This window comes from Burkholderia cepacia, from assembly GCF_029962485.1.
GTDB lineage: Bacteria > Pseudomonadota > Gammaproteobacteria > Burkholderiales > Burkholderiaceae > Burkholderia.
Map to the genome: position 1 here is coordinate 2,326,609 of NZ_CP073638.1, position 16,445 is coordinate 2,343,053.

Sequence of the window (16,445 nt, forward strand, 5' to 3'; positions counted from 1 at the left end):
GATGTGAATGAAATGCCCGATCAGGCCGCGTTGGCGATCAGGTCCGACGCCTTTTCGGCGAGCGCGATGGTCGGCGCGTTCGTGTTGCCGCTCGGGATGCTCGGCATCGTCGAACTGTCGGCCACGCGCAGCCCTGCGATGCCGTGCACGCGCAATTGCGGGTCGACGACGGACGACGCCGCGTCCGTGCCCATCCGGCACGTGCCCACCGGGTGATAAACCGTCTTCGCCGCGCCGCGCACCCAGTCTTCGATGCCGGCTTCGTCGTCGGGCGGGCAATCCGGCGAGAAGATCTCGTCGACGTGCTCCGCGAGTGCAGGCTGGCGCAGCATCTTCAGCGCCAGCTTCGCCGCGCGAATCTGACCGTCGACGTCGCGGCGATCGGCCAGATAACGGCCGTCGATCCGCGGCAGGTCGGCCGGATTCGACGAACGGATCATCACGCGACCGCGCGAATGCGGCTGCAGATGGCCCGTCTTGATCGTGATGCCGTGCGTCCTGCCCTGCGTCACGCCGATCGGGTCGTCGAACGAATCGATCGTCGGCAGGAAGTGGAACTGCACGTCCGGCTGCCCCTGCCCGCAGGTATCGACGAACGCGAACCCTTCGAGCACCGGCGAAGTCAGGATGCCGGAGCGGAAGAACTTCCATTCGATGCCGTGCTTGAGCGCGCGCCATCCCTTGTCCTGGCCGTAGAGCGACACCGGCGTGCGGATCGTCGCGTTGACCGACATGTGCATGTGATCGTGAAAATTCTCGCCGACCGGCAGCACGTGCCGGACCGGCACGCCGGCGCCTTCGAGCACGCTGCGCGGCCCGATGCCGGACAACTGCAGGATCTTCGGCGAACCGATCGCGCCGGCCGTCACGATGATTTCCGCACGCGCCTTCGCCGTCACGCGGCGGCTGCCCTGGCGATAGGTGACGCCGGTCGCGCGGCCGCCCTCGATCTCGACGCGCTCGACCAGCGCATCGACTTCGAGGCTCAATTCAGGACGGTTCCGGATCGCCTTCAGATAGGTGGCCGCGGTCGAGCCGCGCTCGCCGTTGAAGATCGTCGCCTGATAGAACCCGACACCCTCCTGCCGCTCGCCGTTGTAGTCGACCAGGTAATCGAGACCCATCTGCTGGCCGGCCCGTACGAACGCCTGCGACAGCGGATGCCGGTAGCGGATCTCCGTGACCTGCAGATGCCCTTTGTTGCCGTGATAAGGCGCCGTCAGCGACTCGTTGTTCTCCGCCTTCGCGAAGTAGCGCAGCATCTCGTCGGCGCCCCAGCCCTTGCAGCCGAATTCGTTCTCCCAACGGTCGTAGTCGTTGCGGTGCCCGCGCACGTACAGCATCCCGTTGACCGAACTCGATCCGCCGAGCACGCGCCCCTGCGGCACCGCGATCGACCGGCCCTTCACGTCGTCCGACGGTTCGGCCGCATATGGCCAGGTGTGGCGCGGAATGGCCTTGGCGAGCCCGCCCGGCATGTGGATGAACAGGTCCTTGTCGTGCCCGCCCGCTTCCAGCAGCAGCACGGTGCCCTTGCGGCGCTCGACGAGGTGGGTCGCAATGGTGCAGCCCGCCGACCCGGCGCCAATGACGATGTAATCGAAAGTTCTATCGGACATCCTGATATGCGCCCGCCGTTGTCCGCGCAACGTTCGCCGGCGCGTGCCGCCGCCGCGTGCGTCGCCTGCCTTCGGCGGTGTCTCCTTGAAAATCGGTGGTGGTTCCTGATGGCGCGAGCCAGCCCGTGCGGTTCGTTGCGACGCAACGGGAATCGCCATGGCGACAGCCCGATATGCATGGATGATTGATCGACCGCGTTTCGATTCTAGAAGCGCGCCGCCAGCACACCTCGGCGTTCCGTGCACACTTTTGGCTTCAGCGTGCAGAACCGCGCGGCCACCGTACCGGCTTTTTTCATTTGCATTAATCTTGGAGCGTTCCCGGCACCTTCCCTCCCCCGGCCATGGCACATGAACTCGTCGTCAGCGCGAGCAACGGCAGCGCAAACCTGCGAGAACTCGTCGCAGACAGTTTCCTGCCGCTGGTTTTTCACGATACCGGCCCGCTTTTCCAGATGTCGGTGCGCGTCGCGTCGGTGGGCGGGCTGCGCATGGCGGAGGTGGACACCACGGCCGTCCGGGTCGACCGCGATCGCGCGCTGGCCGCGCGTACCGAAAGCGACTGCTACAAGATCCTGTTCCAGATCGCCGGGCAAAGCCGCATCACGCAGCGCAACACGACGTCGACCGTCAATCCGGGCGAATGGGTGATCTACGACGCAACGCAGCCGTACCGGATCGAATCCGCGCACGCGTCGCGCTTCGTCGCCGCGCTGACGCCGCCGCGCAGCAGCACGATGTGGCGGTGGTTCGTCGAACGCGCGGGCGTTCAGGTTCGCCAGACCGTCGGCAATGCCCGGCTCGCGCTGCAGTCGATCCACTACCTGATGGACGGGCAGGTGCCGAACGATCCGGAAAGCCTGTTCGGCTTCGAGCAGTCGACGCTGATGCTGCTCGATTCGGTGATCCGCCGCGAAGCCGGCGATTCGCTCACCGGCGCCGACGCACGCTGCGCGGCGCTGCGCATGAATGCCGAAATCCATCTCGCGCATCACTACCACGATCCCGACCTGTCGCCGGACCGGCTCGCCAGTGCGCTGAACGTATCGAGACGTACGCTCTACAGCGCGCTCGCCGCGACCGACCAGACACCGCAGAGCCTGATCCAGGAATACCGGCTGCAGGCGAGCCGGCGCGCGCTGGAGGATCCGGCCGATACCCACCGGAACCTGCTGGAACTGGCGATTGCATGCGGTTTCTCGGACATCACGCATTTCGGTCGCGCATTCAAGGCGCGGTTCGGGTGCAGCCCGGGTGCTTACCGGCTCGCGCATCGTGCCATTCCGGGGTCTTGAAGCGCGGCGTCCGGCGGCGTTTCGACCGCCTTTCCGGATACCGTAACGATTCCGCTTCGACAGCGAGCAACGCATGCCTCGGGAATAAATCCGGCGCGGCACCGGTACATCGCGTGTCGCCACGCCGTTCGCTGCGCCGGACGTGCGGGTGCGCGACACCCCACCCGATTCAGCGAGACCGCTCATGCCACTGCCCAACCACGCCGCCTACGCGCGCTTCGCCATCGCCATGCACTGGTCGATCGCGATCCTGATCCTGTTGAACCTGTCGATCGGGCTCTACATGGATACGTATCCGCACAACTCGTCACAGTTCAACGGCATCCTGTTCTATCACGCGTCGATCGGCAGCCTGATCTTCATGCTGACCGTGCCGCGCCTCGTCTGGCGCGCGACGCACATGCCGCCGCCGCTGCCCGACAGCGTTCCGGCCTGGCAAGCGCGAATCGCCGGCGCGTTGCACGGCGTGCTGTACCTGCTGCTGTTTCTCGTGCCGCTGACCGGCTACGTGCACCGCCTCGCAGGCGCACATGCGGTCAGCTTCTTCGGCATCACGGAACTGCCGGTGCTCGTCGGCCGCGACGAACCGTTGCGACTCCTCACCGATATGCTGCACCGCGCACTGGTGCTGACGCTCGGCTTGCTGCTGGCCATGCACGTCGGCGCCGTGGTGAAACACAAGTTCGTCGATCGCGACGGGGTGGCGGAACGGATGGGGATCTGAAGGAAACAGGAACACGCGCCGGCACGCGGCGCGTCGTTCATCGGGCATTCACCGCGAACCGCAGCGATTCCGGCGGACGATCTCGGGGTCGACGCTCGCATGCCCCGGCGAAATCCGCATCATCACCAGCTTTGCGTCGCCGCCCGGTGTGGACCACAAGCTCATCTGCGTCAGGTCGATCCCGTTCGACGACTTCAGCCAGCGCACCATGCGGACCTGATCCGGGAAGCAGATCGTCGCGCCTTCGTTGTCTTCGAGGATGGTCCCGTACGCTTTCAGCGTCGCACGCATTGCGTCGACAGCCTGGGTTCGTGACACGGCGGCGTGCATCGCGTCGGCCGCATCGTCGTAGATCGCGTCGAACGCTTGTGCGTTGAAGCGCTGCATCACCAACGCCTCCGCCCGAAGCGCGGCCTGCTTGTTGTCGGCGTAGTAGCCGAAATGAATGCGCGTGCCGAGCGCGAACAATGCGATGCCCGTCAGCGCAACCAGCGCCAGCGCGATCTTCCATCTGCGGTTCGCGGTCTTCGATCCCACGGGCGGTGACCTCTTACGAGATATCGGCGATATCGTGCATGTCACGCCGTTCCGCATCGGATGTCAACCCACGGGAATCCTCGATGCGCTGCCTGGCCTCGGCGACGATACGCAGCGATTCGCGGACGAATCCGTCATCCGCCGTCGCTTCGAGAAGCAGCGCGTCGGCGCGTTGACGCCGGTCTTGGCGGGGATTGTGCGGCAGGATGAACGTCATTCGAATTTTCCAGGGCGCGAAAAGCGAGCGCCGCTTCTCAAGCGCGCTCGCCCGGGCGAGTGGGCCGATTGTCGCCACTGCGTGCGCGGACCACAATACGCCGGCATCGGAATTGACCATTGTTGACATGGGCGGCGGCGCGCGAGGTCATCGCGCGATGGGGCAGGGATCTGAACGAGAGACGCCAGATGTTCGAGCTCTACATCTCGAAGGCCATTTGAACGCAAGCCTTCACACGTCCGGAACAGATAGTCGCTTGAACTACCCAATCCTCCGGACGCAGTGGCCAATCGGTGGACCACGATCATCTGGTCGAGATTGCCTGCGTACTGGGGCGCAGACGTATCGATGGTGAAGGTGATTGCAAAACCCAGAGGATTACCATCCATGTCCTTCAGTTCAACCCAACGAGGGACATAGGCGCCGCAAATCATTTCCCTTCGCCAAAGCCATTGCAGTTCGCGTTCGGCGTTGAGCATGTCGATCACCTTCACATTCGCGACGATCGGTATCTTGCTCGTGCTTTCGGCGCTGCAAGGCCGGACAAGCCGTCAAGCGCATATCGCGCTCCGTGAGGCTGGATGGGCTGAACTGCACAATCATTTCCCGCTGCCCCGGATGCTCGAGATGCCGGGAGCTTGTGGGTGCCGGACCGCCAGACCAGATGTCCGAAAATGGCGCACGTCGTGGGCGTCCAAGATATACGATCTCACTCATGCCTACCCCCATCGACACCCCCGACAGCGACGCCTGCTACCTGGCGCTGAAGGCGCACGACGCGCGCTTCGACGGCTCTTTTTTCGCGGCCGTCACCAGCACCGGCATCTACTGTCGTCCGGTATGTCGTGTGAAGACGCCGCGTCGCGAGAATCTCCGCTTCTATCGTCATGCGGCAGAAGCCGAAGCGGCAGGTTTCAGGCCTTGCCTGCGTTGCCGCCCCGAATTGGCCCCGCGCGCGGCGTCCTGGAGCACGGAGGACGCGTCGCGCATCCTGGCCCTGCAGGCGGCGCGCTTGATGGATGAACCGGACGCCTGGAGATTCATGACCCCGGCGCTCCCGGCCTTCGGTCGATCGGCCGGCGGCTTGATGCCGCGCATTGCGCAACGGCTGGGCGTGAGCGACCGCCATTTGCGGCGCATTTTCGACGCACACTTTGGTGTCTCGCCGCTCCAGTACCTTCAAACACGCCGGCTGTTGGCTGCCAAGCAGCTGATTGCCGATACCCAATTGCCGATGAGCCAGGTCGCGGTGTCCAGCGGCTTTTCCAGCGTGCGACGCTTCAACGATGCCTTCTCGCGCCACTACGGCCTGAATCCCAGCGCCTTGCGCCGGGCCAAGGCCACATCCGACGGCCAAGGCGTGAGCGTGAGACTGGGCTGGCGGCCTCCTTATGACGTGGAGGCGATGGTGGGCTTTTTGCGCCTGCGTGCGTTGCCCGGCGTGGAGCAGGTCGCGGGTCTGGAATACACGCGAACGTTGCGGCTTTTGCAAGGCACGCAGGCTCGCAGCGGCTGGTTGCGCGCACGCTTCGACGAAGATCGCGCCCAGGCCGTGCTGACGATCAGCGATTCATTGGCCGCCGCCCTGCCAGCCGTGATCAACCGTGTGCGCGCCGCGTTCGATCTGGACGCCGACCCGATCGCCATCCATGCGGCTCTGCACGCCACCTTTCCGTTGGGTGAAGGCTTGCGGGTGCCGGGCACACTGGACGGCTTCGAACTGGCGGTGCGCGCCGTGCTGGGTCAGCAGATCACGGTGGCCGCTGCACGCACACTGGGGGCGCGCCTGGTTGCGGCCTTCGGCGATCCGATCGAAACGCCTGTCGCGGGCCTGGATCGCCTTTTTCCCACTCCAGTTGCTTTGGCCGCTGCCACTGGCGACGAGCTCGGCCGATTGGGCATCACACGACAACGTCAGACCGCGTTGCATGCGCTGTCTCACGCCGTACTGGAGGGGCGCATCGCTTTGCATCCAGGCGTAGACGTCGCGGCGACCTGCGCCGAATTATGTGCGCTGCCCGGCATCGGCGACTGGACCGCACAGTACATCGCCATGCGTGCGCTGCGCTGGCCTGACGCCTTTCCGGCCGGCGACATCGCGCTGCAAAAGGCCCTGGGTGTGGGTAGCGCCCGTGCCGCGGCACAGGCTGCCGAGAAATGGCGGCCCTGGCGCGGCTATTCGGTGCTGCGTGCGTGGCATGCCATGGATCGCAGCGCTTCAATCTGAATACTACTTAGATCAACGCCTCTCCGGGTCGCGTGACTCGTCACCACCGGAAGCGATCAATTTGCACGATGAATTCAATCACACGGATCCTGGATACGGTACATGCCCAGAGCGATTTATTCGGGTGCAGCGATACCGAATTCTCGATAGACGAGTCCTTTCGATCGGCAAGACGTTTCGATCTCGACGCTCATTCCTGGATCGAAATCGTGCCGGGATGGATGTCGGGAGCTTCGCAGCTCTACGAGCAGTTGCGCAACAGCGTCCCGTGGCTCGAGCACGATCGGCGCATGTTCAACAAGGTGTTTCGCGAGCCACGCATGACGGCGGTCTACAAGAATGTTGCCGATGTGCCCGACGCGCGCCTGCTGCAGGTTGTCCGTGCGTTATCGCATCACTACGGTGTGGAATACGACGGCCTGTGGATGAACCTCTATCGCAAGGGGCAAGACAGTACAGGCTGGCACCGCGATCACGGCTCCTGTCGGAAGCTGAATTGCATCGTACCCGTCCTGACGCTCGGCACGACCCGCCGGTTCCTGATCAAGCCGATCAAGGGCGGCCGCTCCGTGACCTTCAAACCCTCCTCAGGCGATCTGGTCGTGATGGGAGGGCGCTCCCAGCAGGACTGGGTGCACTGTGTGCCCAAAGAGCCGGAAATCGACGGTGCACGAATCAGCGTCAACTTCATGAGTTCGGCGCAGGGCGTGCGGGATTAGCAAGGAAGCCGCCGGGATCTGGCGACACTGGCGCGATTGCGCGGTAAGACGCACCTGGCAGGCCGTCGATCACCACATCTCGACATGAAGACCATCCGCATCGACATCGTTGCACCCGGTCACCCACGTGACGCGTGCCGACGACAGCCTGACCGATCGTCCTGATCAGGCGTTCAGACGCAAAGAGGTGGAATGAGCGGGTGATATCGACTCGCCTTTCGGAATTCACTCAAGCAAAGGTCTATCGAACAGCCGGCCGGTGAATCCGCGCTTGCCAGATAAAACCGCTTCCGGTTGCGCCGCTCCTTCGAGAATGGGTCTATCGGGTTACCTTGCGTCCGTCAGCGCCAACACGATTGGATCGTGTCGAAACCACGCCAGAATCATTTCGATATCCTTATTTTGCAGGGAGAACAACGATTGCTTGCAAGTCACCGCAAACGTGGCCGCAATCGAACCGTTCGCACCTCGTAAGCATGCAGGCCGCACGTCACGTTCGCGGAAAGCCACGCCGCAGGTGCCGTTCGAAGGCACGCTGCGCGTACTCGGGACGTGCAATGCGATCCCGCGACAGCGCCTCCGTCCAATTTTCGGGACCCAACGTGCGCCCCCTCGATAGCGACTCGGACAACATCGCCGAGAAAAGCGACCAACGGGATCCTCGAAACGACAGCACCGATCTCCCGCCGCACCTCATCCAACCCCAAATAATTCCCCTTGACGACCTATCTTTCGATATATATCTTTAGATATGTTTTTCGACATATAGGACAGGATCATGCGACACAACCACTTCCGCGGCCATGACCGTTGCGACGGTCATGGTGCGCATGCCCGCCCCGACTGGTTCGCCGGTCTCTGGTACGCGATCGGCCGCCACCGTCGCGGCCACGACATGTTCGGCGGCGGCCCGTTCGGAGGCCGTGGCGGTCGCGGCGGCGGCTTTGGCGATTTCGGCGACGACGGCATGCCGCGCGGCCGCCAGTTCAGCTCCGACGATCTCCAGCTGCTGCTGCTCGCGCTGGTCGCCGAGCAGCCGAGCCACGGCTATGAGCTGATCAAGGCGCTCGACACGCGTTCGAACGGTTTCTACAGCCCGAGCCCCGGCATGGTGTATCCGGCGCTCACGTATCTCGAAGAAGTCGGCTTCGTCGCGTCGCAGGCGGAAGGCAACCGCAAGCGCTATGCGCTGACCGACGCCGGCCGCGCGCATCTCGATGCGCAGCGCGAGCGTGTCGACACGCTGTTCGCCCGCCTCACACACCTCGCCCGCAAGATGGAATTCATGCGCCGCGCGTTCGCCGGGGAATCGGCCGGCAACGAAGCACCGGACGAATCGCAGGCCGGCTGGCTGCCCGAGTTCGTCGAGGCACGCCTCGCGCTCAAGCGCGCGCTGCTGCACAAGAGCGCTGCCGATGCCGACGAACAACGCCGCATCGCGGCCCATCATGCGCCGCGCGACGGCCGAAATCGAAGGCGGCTCCGGCGCGTGATCCGCGCTGCCCCGTCACCACTCAAGGAGAACGGATAGATGCAGAACACATCCGAGCGCACCGTGACCCGCGTGCGCCATACCCTCAAATTCCGCCTGCTGCAGGTCCTGCGCGTGCATGCCGTGACGCCGCACCTGCTGCGCGTCACGCTCGGCGGTCCCGATCTCGCGGATTTCGAATCGGCGTCGTTCGACGATCACGTGAAAGTGTTTTTCCCGCCGCCCGGCGCCGAACGGCCTGCAATGCCGACGCTCGGCGCGAATGGCCCCGAGTTTCCGGAAGGCGAGCCGAAGCCGGTCGCGCGCGACTTCACGCCGCGCCGCTTCGACCGCGCCGCCGGCGAACTCGATCTGGAATTCGTGCTGAACCATCCGGGCCCCGCGTCGCAATGGGCTGCGCAGGCACGTGTCGGCCAATGGCTCGGTATCGGCGGCCCGCGCGGTTCGTTCGTCGTCCCGACCGGTTTCGACTGGCATCTGCTGATCGGTGACGATACGGCGCTGCCGGCCATCGCGCGGCGTCTCGAGGAATTGCCGGCCGGTGCGCGTGCGGCCGTCGTGCTGGAAGTCGCCGATCGTGCCGCACAAATCTCGTTCGACACGCGCGCCGACGTGCATGAAGTCTGGCGCTTCCGCGCCGAAGCCGACGCAGCAGACGGCGATGCGCTGCTGAACGCCGTTCGCGACCTGCCGTTGCCGTCGTCGGGCGACGGCTACGTGTGGGCGGCCGGCGAAGCGCTGTCGATGCGCGCGGTCCGCCAGCATCTGACCGGCGAGCGCGGCATCGACAAGTCGCGTATCCGCGCGGCGGCGTACTGGAAGCGCGGCGCGGCGGCCGTGCACGAAACGCTGGAAGACTGACGGATACGGGCGCCCGGCAAGGGGGCACCCGGTTGACCGGCGGATGACACAATCGTGGCGTCCGCGCACCAGCGGGCTTGGCACCGGTATCGCGGCTGGTATATATCTGTGTGTGCGACGCCGCTGTCAGGCGACAGCCGCCGCAGCCCGCCCAGGAGCGCCCGGTCATGACAAAAGAAAGCCACGCTTCGCCTTTCCTTCGCAACCTGAAGATCGTCGGCTATTGCGGCCTCGCCGCGGTGGTACTCGCGCTGTTCGTCGCGATGTGCGCGATCCTGAAGGAAAGCGCCCTCGATCGCGATGCCGCTCAGCACCCGGCCGATACGCCTGAACTGCACGATGCGGGCGGCGGCCCGTCCGCATCGGCCGAATCGGTCAAGACACCCGGCTGACGGCGTCCTGCCCGATTTCCTTTCACTCAGGGCGCGTGCCGGCGCCCCATCACGACCGCGTGTACCGCATCGCCGAGGCGTTCGAGCAGCGCGATCGCGCGTTGCCCGTACAGGTGCGCGGCCAGCGCGCCGGCCGTACCGACCAGCACACCGCCCGCCATGTCGAACGGCCAGTGCACGCCCGCATAGACGCGCCCCCACGCAATCGCCACGGCCATCGCGGCCATCACGAACCCGGTCACGCGCGTCGAGCCGCCGAGCATCAGGCCCACAGCCAGGCTCCACGCAAACGTCATGTGATCGCTCGGAAACGAGCTGTCCGGCGCGTGCGGAATCAGTTGCGTGCCGACGCCGGCCATGAACGGACGCGGCGAGAACCAAAAATGCCCGATCACCTGCGCGAGCGCGAGCGCCACGCATACGCCGACGCCGGCTTCGATCGCCTGGCGCCGCGTCGGGCGCGCGCCGAAGATCCAGGTCAGCAACAGCATGGCCGGCAGTGCGTAGACAAGCCAGTCGGCGGCGAAAATCGCGAGACGGGCGACGCCCGGCTGCGGCGCAACCCCGGCGTTGATGGCGGAAAAGAGGGTGAGATTGAGGTTCTGCATGAATCCGGTTGCGTGGGGCGTAAAAAATTCGACCGGTTGCCCGGCCTGATACGAACGATGCTAGGGCGCACCCGCTTAAGCGATGCTTAATGCGGCCGCCGGCGCGAATCCCGCTGCGGCGAACGCACTTAGAGCCTGCACTGCAACACAAGTTCACACAATTGTCATATTCCCGCGCGACTGTCTCCCGTAAAGACTCACCCGGCTTCCCGTAAAGACTCACCTTTTTCACATCGTGGCGTCATCGACGCGTGCGACCATCGCGCCGCCGGGCGCCATCCCTGCCGTTAGCGCCGTTCGTCTCAATATTTACGCCGCAAATTATTCGAAATCGGCAACAATTAATTCCATATGCGGCATCGCACAACGGCAACGCACAGGCATAGGATTACGAGCTTACGAGCACTCATCCACGAAGCGATCAACAACAAGGAGTCCGCATGAAACCCAGCGATGTCCGATCGAAAGCGTTTGCGATGCCGTTGACCAGCCCTGCCTTCCCGATGGGCCCGTACCGTTTCGTCGATCGTGAGTTTCTGATCATCACGTATCGCACCGATCCGGACCGTCTCCGTGAAATTGTCCCCGAGCCGCTGCAGGTCACCGAGCCGCTCGTGCATTACGAATTCATTCGCATGGCCGATTCGACCGGCTTCGGCGACTACACCGAAAGCGGCCAGGTCATCCCCGTCGAATACAACGGCCAGCCGGGCGGCTACACGCTCGCGATGTATCTCGACGATCACCCGCCGATCGCCGGCGGCCGCGAGCTGTGGGGCTTCCCGAAGAAGCTCGCGTCGCCCACGCTGCACGTGAACACCGACCACCTCCTCGGCACGCTCGACTACGGCAAGGTGCGCGTCGCCACCGGCACGATGGGCTACAAGCACAAGGAACTCGACATCGACGAGCAGACGAAGCGTCTCGCCGGCCCCAATTTCCTGCTGAAGATCATCCCGCACGTCGACGGCACCGCGCGCGTCTGCGAACTGGTGCGCTATTACATGCAGGACATCAAGATGAAGGGCGCGTGGACGGGCCCCGCCTCGCTCGAGCTGGCGCCGCACGCGCTCGCGCCGGTAGCCGACCTGCCCGTGCTCGAAATCGTCGAAGCCCGGCACCTGGTCGCAGATTTGACGCTGGGCCTCGGCGAAGTCGTCTACGATTACCTGGCTCAGTAACACGTCCGCAGTCCTTTCTCCCTGTCAATCCTTTCACCACGGGAATTCGAAATGAGCAACCTGAATGGCAAGACCGCAGTCGTCACGGGCGCCGCGAGCGGCATCGGCAAGGAAATCGCACTCGAGCTCGCCAAGGCAGGCGCGGCCGTCGCGATCGCCGACCTGAACCAGGACGGCGCGAACGCGGTCGCCGACGAGATCATCAAGGCGGGCGGCAAGGCGATCGGCGTCGCGATGGACGTGACGAACGAGGAAGCCGTGAACAGCGGCATCGACAAGGTGGCCGAAGCATTCGGCTCGGTCGACATCCTCGTGTCGAACGCGGGCATCCAGATCGTCAATCCGATCGAGAACTATTCGTTCTCCGACTGGAAGAAGATGCAGGCGATCCACGTCGACGGCGCGTTCCTGACGACGAAGGCCGCGCTCAAGCACATGTACAAGGACGATCGCGGCGGCGTCGTGATCTACATGGGTTCGGTGCACTCGCACGAAGCGTCGCCGCTGAAGTCGGCGTACGTCACGGCCAAGCACGGCCTGCTGGGCCTCGCACGCGTGCTGGCGAAGGAAGGCGCGAAGCACAACGTGCGCTCGCACGTCGTGTGTCCGGGCTTCGTGCGCACGCCGCTGGTCGACAAGCAGATTCCGGAGCAGGCGAAGGAACTCGGCATCAGCGAGGAAGAAGTGATCAAGAAGGTGATGCTCGGCAACACCGTCGACGGCGTGTTCACGACGGTGCAGGACGTCGCGCAGACGGTGCTGTTCCTGTCGGCGTTCCCGAGCGCAGCGCTCACGGGCCAGTCGTTCGTCGTCAGCCACGGCTGGTTCATGCAGTGAAGCCCCGCGCCCCCACCGAAAAGCAGGCCGTCGATGCGGCGGACCTGCAACACGAAGCCGGCGCGCCGGCCCCCGCGCGGTCGCTGCCGTACGAGACGATCGCGCTCGTCCTGCAGGGCGGCGGCGCGCTCGGCGCGTATCAGGCCGGCGTGTTCGAAGGGCTGCACGAGGCGGGCGTTCCGCTCGACTGGATCGCGGGCATCTCGATCGGCGCGCTCAACACCGCGCTGATCGCCGGCAATGCGCCCGAGCACCGCGTCGAGCGCCTGCGCGAATTCTGGGAAACGATCTGCCAGCCGGCGTTCTTTCCGACGATTCCGGCCGCGTTCGAATTCGCGCTGTTCAACAGCATCGACCAGATCCGCACGTTCTTCACCGCGTCGCAAGCTGCAAGCGCGATGATGCAGGGCCAGCAGGGCTTCTTCGTGCCGCGTTTCCCGCCGCCGCTGCCGGGCGTGTCGGACCATCCCGAGAAAATCAGCTGGTACGACACGTCGCAATTGCGCACGACGCTACTGAAGCTGTGCGACTTCGACCGGATCAATTCGGGCGAAACGCGCGTGTCGGTCGGCGCGGTCAACGTCGGCACCGGCAACTTCGTGTACTTCGACAACTCGCGCATCCGTCTTGCGCCCGAGCACTTCATGGCGTCCGGTGCGCTGCCGCCCGCGTTCCCGCCCGTCGAGATCGACGGCGAGTACTACTGGGACGGCGGTGTCGTGTCGAATACGCCGCTGATGGAAGTGCTCCGCGCACGGCCGCGCCGCGACACGCTCGCGTTCCAGGTCGATCTGTGGAGCGCACGCGGGCCGTTGCCGCGCACGATGGCCGACGTCGCCGAACGCACGAAGGACGTGCAGTATTCGAGCCGCACGCGTTTCGTGACCGACACGCTGCAGCGCGAGCAGCGCTACCGCAACGTGCTGCGCCACGTGCTCGACCAGGTACCGGACGAGCAGCGCAAGGCCGATCCGTGGTGCATCGAGGCCGATGCGATGTCGTGCAGCAAGAAGTACAACATCCAGCACCTGATCTACCAGCAGAAAGCGTACGAGCATCACTACAAGGACTATCAGTTCGGTCTGTCGACGATGCGCGACCACTGGTCCGCGGGTCTCGACGACATCCGCAAGACGCTCGCAGTGAAGGACGGCCTCGCGCTGCCCAACAACGACGCGGGCTTCGTCACGCACGACATTCACCGCCGCCGGTAATGCCGTGTCCGGCGGCCCGGCGCGACGCATGCGCCGGGCCGTTCTCCTTTCAGATTCGACATGCCGATTTTCATTGCGCTATTCGCGCTCATCGCAATTGGATGGGGCGCGGTTCACCTGTTTCACGTCATCGCCGCGCAGTTCGGCCAGCCGGTCGCGATCGCGGCCGCCGTGCTCGCCGCCGCAATCGTGATCGCACTGGTCGCGTGGTGGATCAAACGCCGCCGCGACGTCGCACCGAATACGAAGGAAGAAGGCTGGACGCACATCGTGCATCGCGCGTGGGGCGAGTTGCGCCTGTCAGCAACGCAAGGGCTGCTGTGGTTGTCGCATGACGGCGCCGACGGCCGCTATACGCTGTCGCAGCTCGACGGCTGCCAGGTCGCGCCGATCGGCGGCCGCTGGCATCTCGTCGTGCGCGTGCGCGACGCCGTGCACAGCGAATGGAAGCTGCCGATGACGGACAAGCGCGATGCGCAGCGCTGGGCGCGCGTACTGACGCTCGCGAAGGACAACCGGCTCTGAACGACGCGCGTTTGGCCCACACGGGCAAAACCGCACCAAGTTCCGCTATCGCGCGCCGAGCGCCCACAGCGCGTCGAGCACGTGCTGCGTCGCCCGTTCGACGGGGCCGGCCCGATGGGCAATACCCAGTTCGCGCCACAACGCCGGGCGTAGCGGCCGCATGACGATGCGCGCATCCGGCAGCGGCGCACCGGCCTCGTGCGGCAGCAACGTCGCACCGTAACCTGCGGCGACCAGGCTCTTGATCGCATCGTTGTAGTTGAGTTCGATCCGCGGCTCGGGCCGGTGGCCGCCGAGCGCGAACCATTCCGTCGTGAGCCGTGACAGGCGCGTCGTCGCATCGTTGAGAATCAGCGGACGCGCTGCCAGATAGGACGGCGTCACGCGCGCCGGAAGCCGCCAGTCCGCGGGCAGGAACGCCATCACCGGATCGCGCCGCCACGCGCGGATCGACAGCCCCGCGACCGCCGCCTGCGGCAACGCCACCAGACCGACGTCGAGCGTGCCCTGCGCAAGGCGCGCCAGCGTGTCCTGCGACGTGAGCACCGCGATCTGGACGTCGATATCCGGATGCTGTTCGCGCAGCCGCGCCACCGCCTGCGGCAACAGATGCGCGATCGCCCCGGTCGATGCGCCAAGGCGCACGCGCCCGGTCAACCCCTGCACCTGCCGCTGCACGTCGTCCAGCGTGGATTCGACTTCGGCCAGCAGACGCCGCGCCCGCTCCACCAGCACTTCACCGATCGTCGAAGGCCGCACGTTTCCGCGCGTGCGGGACAGCAATGGCGCGCCGACGCGGCTTTCCAGCTCGGCAATATGAAGACTGACGGTGGGCGGTGCGAGATGAAGCCATTGCGCTGCCGCGACAAAGGATCCCTGGTCGGCGATCGCGACCAGCGTACGCAAGCGGTCGAGACTGATCTCGCGCATCAAACACCTCTCGTTCAGGAAAGCTGAATCAGATAGTCAGTAAATTCAACTTTTCCTATTCTAGGCGTTCGGCGGACGATACGGCTTTCCCCCGACGACCGAACGCGAGGAACACGACCATCATGAGCTTCCCCACTGTCTTCATCGACGGCGACCAGGGCACGACCGGACTGCTGATTCACGAGCGCCTGCGCGAGCGCGCCGACTTGCGGCTGCTCACGCTTCCGGCTGCCGAACGCAAGGACCCCGTGCGGCGCGCCGACGCGCTCAACGCATGCGATATCGCGATCCTGTGCCTGCCCGATGCGGCCGCGCGCGAAGCGGTCGGCTTCATCCGGAACCCGGCGGTACGCGTGATCGATGCGAGTTCCGCTCACCGCACGCAGCCCGAATGGGTCTACGGCTTTCCCGAGATGGCCGAAGGACACGCGCGGAACATTGCACACGCAAAGCGCGTCACCAATCCGGGCTGCTACCCGACAGGCGCGATCGGCCTGCTGCGCCCGCTGCAACAGGCCGGCCTGCTGCCGCGCGACTACCCGGTGAGCATCCATGCGGTCTCCGGTTACTCGGGGGGTGGAAGGGCGGCCGTCGAAGCATTCGAATCGGGTGACGCCGCCGCACGCGGGCTGCCGCTGCAGGTGTATGGCCTGGCACTGGAGCACAAGCATGCCCCCGAGATCCGGCTGCACGCCGGGCTCGCACACCGGCCGTTCTTCGTGCCGGCCTACGGTGCCTACCGGCAAGGCATCGTGCTCACCATACCGATCGAACTGCGCCTGCTTCCGGCCGGCGTGACCGGTGAGCAGCTGCATGCGTGCCTCGCGCACCATTACGCCGGCGCACGTCACGTCGACGTCACGCCGCTTGCCGACGCCCGCGCGATCACGCATCTCGATCCGCAAGCGCTGAACGGCACCAATGACCTGCGGCTCGGCGTGTTCGTCAATGAAGACCACGGTCAGGTACTGCTGTCCGCCGTGTTCGACAATCTCGGCAAAGGGGCATCGGGTGCAGCCGTGCAGAATCTCGACCTGATGCTCGACGCATCGAGCGCGGCCTGAGTC

At 65.1% G+C, this 16,445-nt stretch carries 17 protein-coding genes and 1 pseudogene; 12 read left to right on the forward strand and 6 right to left on the reverse strand.

The window, feature by feature from the left end:
* Positions 1–20 precede the first annotated feature (20 nt).
* Entirely contained in the window at positions 21–1,619 is a 1,599-nt protein-coding gene (locus tag KEC55_RS26880) for a GMC family oxidoreductase (protein WP_282508136.1), read from the reverse strand.
* A 344-nt stretch (positions 1,620–1,963) separates the two neighbouring features.
* Here KEC55_RS26880 and KEC55_RS26885 point away from each other — a divergent pair, with 344 nt between their 5' ends.
* Both KEC55_RS26885 and KEC55_RS26890 read left to right on the forward strand, forming a co-directional pair.
* The gene (locus tag KEC55_RS26885; RefSeq protein WP_282508137.1) at positions 1,964–2,914 is read left to right on the forward strand and encodes a helix-turn-helix domain-containing protein; all 951 of its coding nucleotides are present in this window, start codon (positions 1,964–1,966) and stop codon (positions 2,912–2,914) included.
* 184 nt (positions 2,915–3,098) lie between these two features.
* Positions 3,099–3,638, forward strand: coding sequence for a cytochrome b (locus KEC55_RS26890; RefSeq protein WP_282508138.1), 540 nt, complete (start codon positions 3,099–3,101; stop codon positions 3,636–3,638).
* A 48-nt stretch (positions 3,639–3,686) separates the two neighbouring features.
* On the opposite strand, the gene KEC55_RS26895 is transcribed toward KEC55_RS26890, so the two are convergent.
* Genes KEC55_RS26895 through KEC55_RS26905 form a run of 3 tightly spaced genes read right to left on the reverse strand, consistent with a single transcriptional unit; the run spans position 3,687 to position 4,871 of the window.
* Complete coding sequence (locus tag KEC55_RS26895) at positions 3,687–4,175, reverse strand: hypothetical protein (protein WP_282508139.1); 489 nt, start codon at positions 4,173–4,175, stop codon at positions 3,687–3,689.
* Positions 4,176–4,188: 13 nt separating this feature from the next.
* Complete coding sequence (locus KEC55_RS26900) at positions 4,189–4,392, reverse strand: hypothetical protein (protein ID WP_282508140.1); 204 nt, start codon at positions 4,390–4,392, stop codon at positions 4,189–4,191.
* The gene (locus KEC55_RS26905) at positions 4,389–4,871 is read right to left on the reverse strand and encodes a gamma-glutamylcyclotransferase (protein ID WP_282508141.1); all 483 of its coding nucleotides are present in this window, start codon (positions 4,869–4,871) and stop codon (positions 4,389–4,391) included. The genes KEC55_RS26900 and KEC55_RS26905 overlap by 4 nt, the downstream gene beginning before the upstream one ends.
* 236 nt (positions 4,872–5,107) lie before the next feature.
* Between KEC55_RS26905 and KEC55_RS26910 the strand changes: the two genes are divergently transcribed.
* The 5 genes and pseudogenes from KEC55_RS26910 (at position 5,108) to KEC55_RS26930 (ending at position 10,083) form a co-directional block, all read left to right on the forward strand.
* Positions 5,108–6,619 (forward strand): DNA-3-methyladenine glycosylase 2 family protein, encoded by a 1,512-nt coding sequence (locus KEC55_RS26910; protein WP_282508142.1) that lies wholly within the window; start codon positions 5,108–5,110, stop codon positions 6,617–6,619.
* Positions 6,620–6,687: 68 nt separating this feature from the next.
* Positions 6,688–7,338, forward strand: a complete 651-nt coding sequence (locus tag KEC55_RS26915; protein WP_282508143.1) for an alpha-ketoglutarate-dependent dioxygenase AlkB — start codon at positions 6,688–6,690, stop codon at positions 7,336–7,338.
* A gap of 778 nt (positions 7,339–8,116) precedes the next feature.
* Positions 8,117–8,831, forward strand: a pseudogene (locus tag KEC55_RS26920) (PadR family transcriptional regulator).
* 38 nt (positions 8,832–8,869) lie between these two features.
* Positions 8,870–9,691: a siderophore-interacting protein gene (locus tag KEC55_RS26925; RefSeq protein WP_282508144.1), complete on the forward strand. Its 822-nt coding sequence runs from the start codon at positions 8,870–8,872 to the stop codon at positions 9,689–9,691.
* Between the two features lie 167 nt (positions 9,692–9,858).
* The gene (locus KEC55_RS26930; protein WP_282508145.1) at positions 9,859–10,083 is read left to right on the forward strand and encodes a hypothetical protein; all 225 of its coding nucleotides are present in this window, start codon (positions 9,859–9,861) and stop codon (positions 10,081–10,083) included.
* A gap of 26 nt (positions 10,084–10,109) precedes the next feature.
* On the opposite strand, the gene KEC55_RS26935 is transcribed toward KEC55_RS26930, so the two are convergent.
* Entirely contained in the window at positions 10,110–10,691 is a 582-nt protein-coding gene (locus KEC55_RS26935) for an undecaprenyl-diphosphatase (RefSeq protein ID WP_282508146.1), read from the reverse strand.
* Between the two features lie 440 nt (positions 10,692–11,131).
* Between KEC55_RS26935 and KEC55_RS26940 the strand changes: the two genes are divergently transcribed.
* Genes KEC55_RS26940 through KEC55_RS26955 form a run of 4 tightly spaced genes read left to right on the forward strand, consistent with a single transcriptional unit; the run spans position 11,132 to position 14,448 of the window.
* Positions 11,132–11,872, forward strand: coding sequence for an acetoacetate decarboxylase (locus KEC55_RS26940; protein ID WP_059238261.1), 741 nt, complete (start codon positions 11,132–11,134; stop codon positions 11,870–11,872).
* A gap of 51 nt (positions 11,873–11,923) precedes the next feature.
* Positions 11,924–12,709, forward strand: a complete 786-nt coding sequence (locus KEC55_RS26945; RefSeq protein WP_282508147.1) for a 3-hydroxybutyrate dehydrogenase — start codon at positions 11,924–11,926, stop codon at positions 12,707–12,709.
* A complete protein-coding gene (locus tag KEC55_RS26950; protein ID WP_282508148.1) occupies positions 12,706–13,923 on the forward strand; it encodes a patatin-like phospholipase family protein in 1,218 nt (405 codons plus the stop codon). Before KEC55_RS26945 ends, KEC55_RS26950 begins: the two co-directional genes overlap by 4 nt.
* A 60-nt stretch (positions 13,924–13,983) precedes the next feature.
* Complete coding sequence (locus tag KEC55_RS26955) at positions 13,984–14,448, forward strand: signal peptide protein (RefSeq protein ID WP_282508149.1); 465 nt, start codon at positions 13,984–13,986, stop codon at positions 14,446–14,448.
* A gap of 45 nt (positions 14,449–14,493) precedes the next feature.
* Here the strand turns inward: KEC55_RS26955 and KEC55_RS26960 are convergent, their stop codons facing one another.
* The gene (locus tag KEC55_RS26960) at positions 14,494–15,378 is read right to left on the reverse strand and encodes a LysR family transcriptional regulator (RefSeq protein ID WP_282508150.1); all 885 of its coding nucleotides are present in this window, start codon (positions 15,376–15,378) and stop codon (positions 14,494–14,496) included.
* A 122-nt stretch (positions 15,379–15,500) separates the two neighbouring features.
* On the opposite strand from KEC55_RS26960, the gene argC reads away from it, so the two are divergent.
* Entirely contained in the window at positions 15,501–16,442 is a 942-nt protein-coding gene (argC, locus tag KEC55_RS26965; protein WP_282508151.1) for an N-acetyl-gamma-glutamyl-phosphate reductase, read from the forward strand.
* Positions 16,443–16,445 lie beyond the last annotated feature (3 nt).

Excerpts from the sequence above, each read along its gene's own strand:
- KEC55_RS26880 (WP_282508136.1), bottom strand. The coding sequence starts at position 1,619 with ATGTCCGATAGAACTTTCGATTACATCGTCATTGGCGCCGGGTCGGCG.
- KEC55_RS26885 (WP_282508137.1), top strand. The coding sequence starts at position 1,964 with ATGGCACATGAACTCGTCGTCAGCGCGAGCAACGGCAGCGCAAACCTG.
- KEC55_RS26890 (WP_282508138.1), top strand. The coding sequence starts at position 3,099 with ATGCCACTGCCCAACCACGCCGCCTACGCGCGCTTCGCCATCGCCATG.
- KEC55_RS26900 (WP_282508140.1), bottom strand. The coding sequence starts at position 4,392 with ATGACGTTCATCCTGCCGCACAATCCCCGCCAAGACCGGCGTCAACGC.
- KEC55_RS26905 (WP_282508141.1), bottom strand. The coding sequence starts at position 4,871 with ATGCTCAACGCCGAACGCGAACTGCAATGGCTTTGGCGAAGGGAAATG.
- KEC55_RS26910 (WP_282508142.1), top strand. The coding sequence starts at position 5,108 with ATGCCTACCCCCATCGACACCCCCGACAGCGACGCCTGCTACCTGGCG.
- KEC55_RS26915 (WP_282508143.1), top strand. The coding sequence starts at position 6,688 with ATGAATTCAATCACACGGATCCTGGATACGGTACATGCCCAGAGCGAT.
- KEC55_RS26925 (WP_282508144.1), top strand. The coding sequence starts at position 8,870 with ATGCAGAACACATCCGAGCGCACCGTGACCCGCGTGCGCCATACCCTC.
- KEC55_RS26930 (WP_282508145.1), top strand. The coding sequence starts at position 9,859 with ATGACAAAAGAAAGCCACGCTTCGCCTTTCCTTCGCAACCTGAAGATC.
- KEC55_RS26935 (WP_282508146.1), bottom strand. The coding sequence starts at position 10,691 with ATGCAGAACCTCAATCTCACCCTCTTTTCCGCCATCAACGCCGGGGTT.
- KEC55_RS26940 (WP_059238261.1), top strand. The coding sequence starts at position 11,132 with ATGAAACCCAGCGATGTCCGATCGAAAGCGTTTGCGATGCCGTTGACC.
- KEC55_RS26945 (WP_282508147.1), top strand. The coding sequence starts at position 11,924 with ATGAGCAACCTGAATGGCAAGACCGCAGTCGTCACGGGCGCCGCGAGC.
- KEC55_RS26955 (WP_282508149.1), top strand. The coding sequence starts at position 13,984 with ATGCCGATTTTCATTGCGCTATTCGCGCTCATCGCAATTGGATGGGGC.
- KEC55_RS26960 (WP_282508150.1), bottom strand. The coding sequence starts at position 15,378 with ATGCGCGAGATCAGTCTCGACCGCTTGCGTACGCTGGTCGCGATCGCC.
- argC (WP_282508151.1), top strand. The coding sequence starts at position 15,501 with ATGAGCTTCCCCACTGTCTTCATCGACGGCGACCAGGGCACGACCGGA.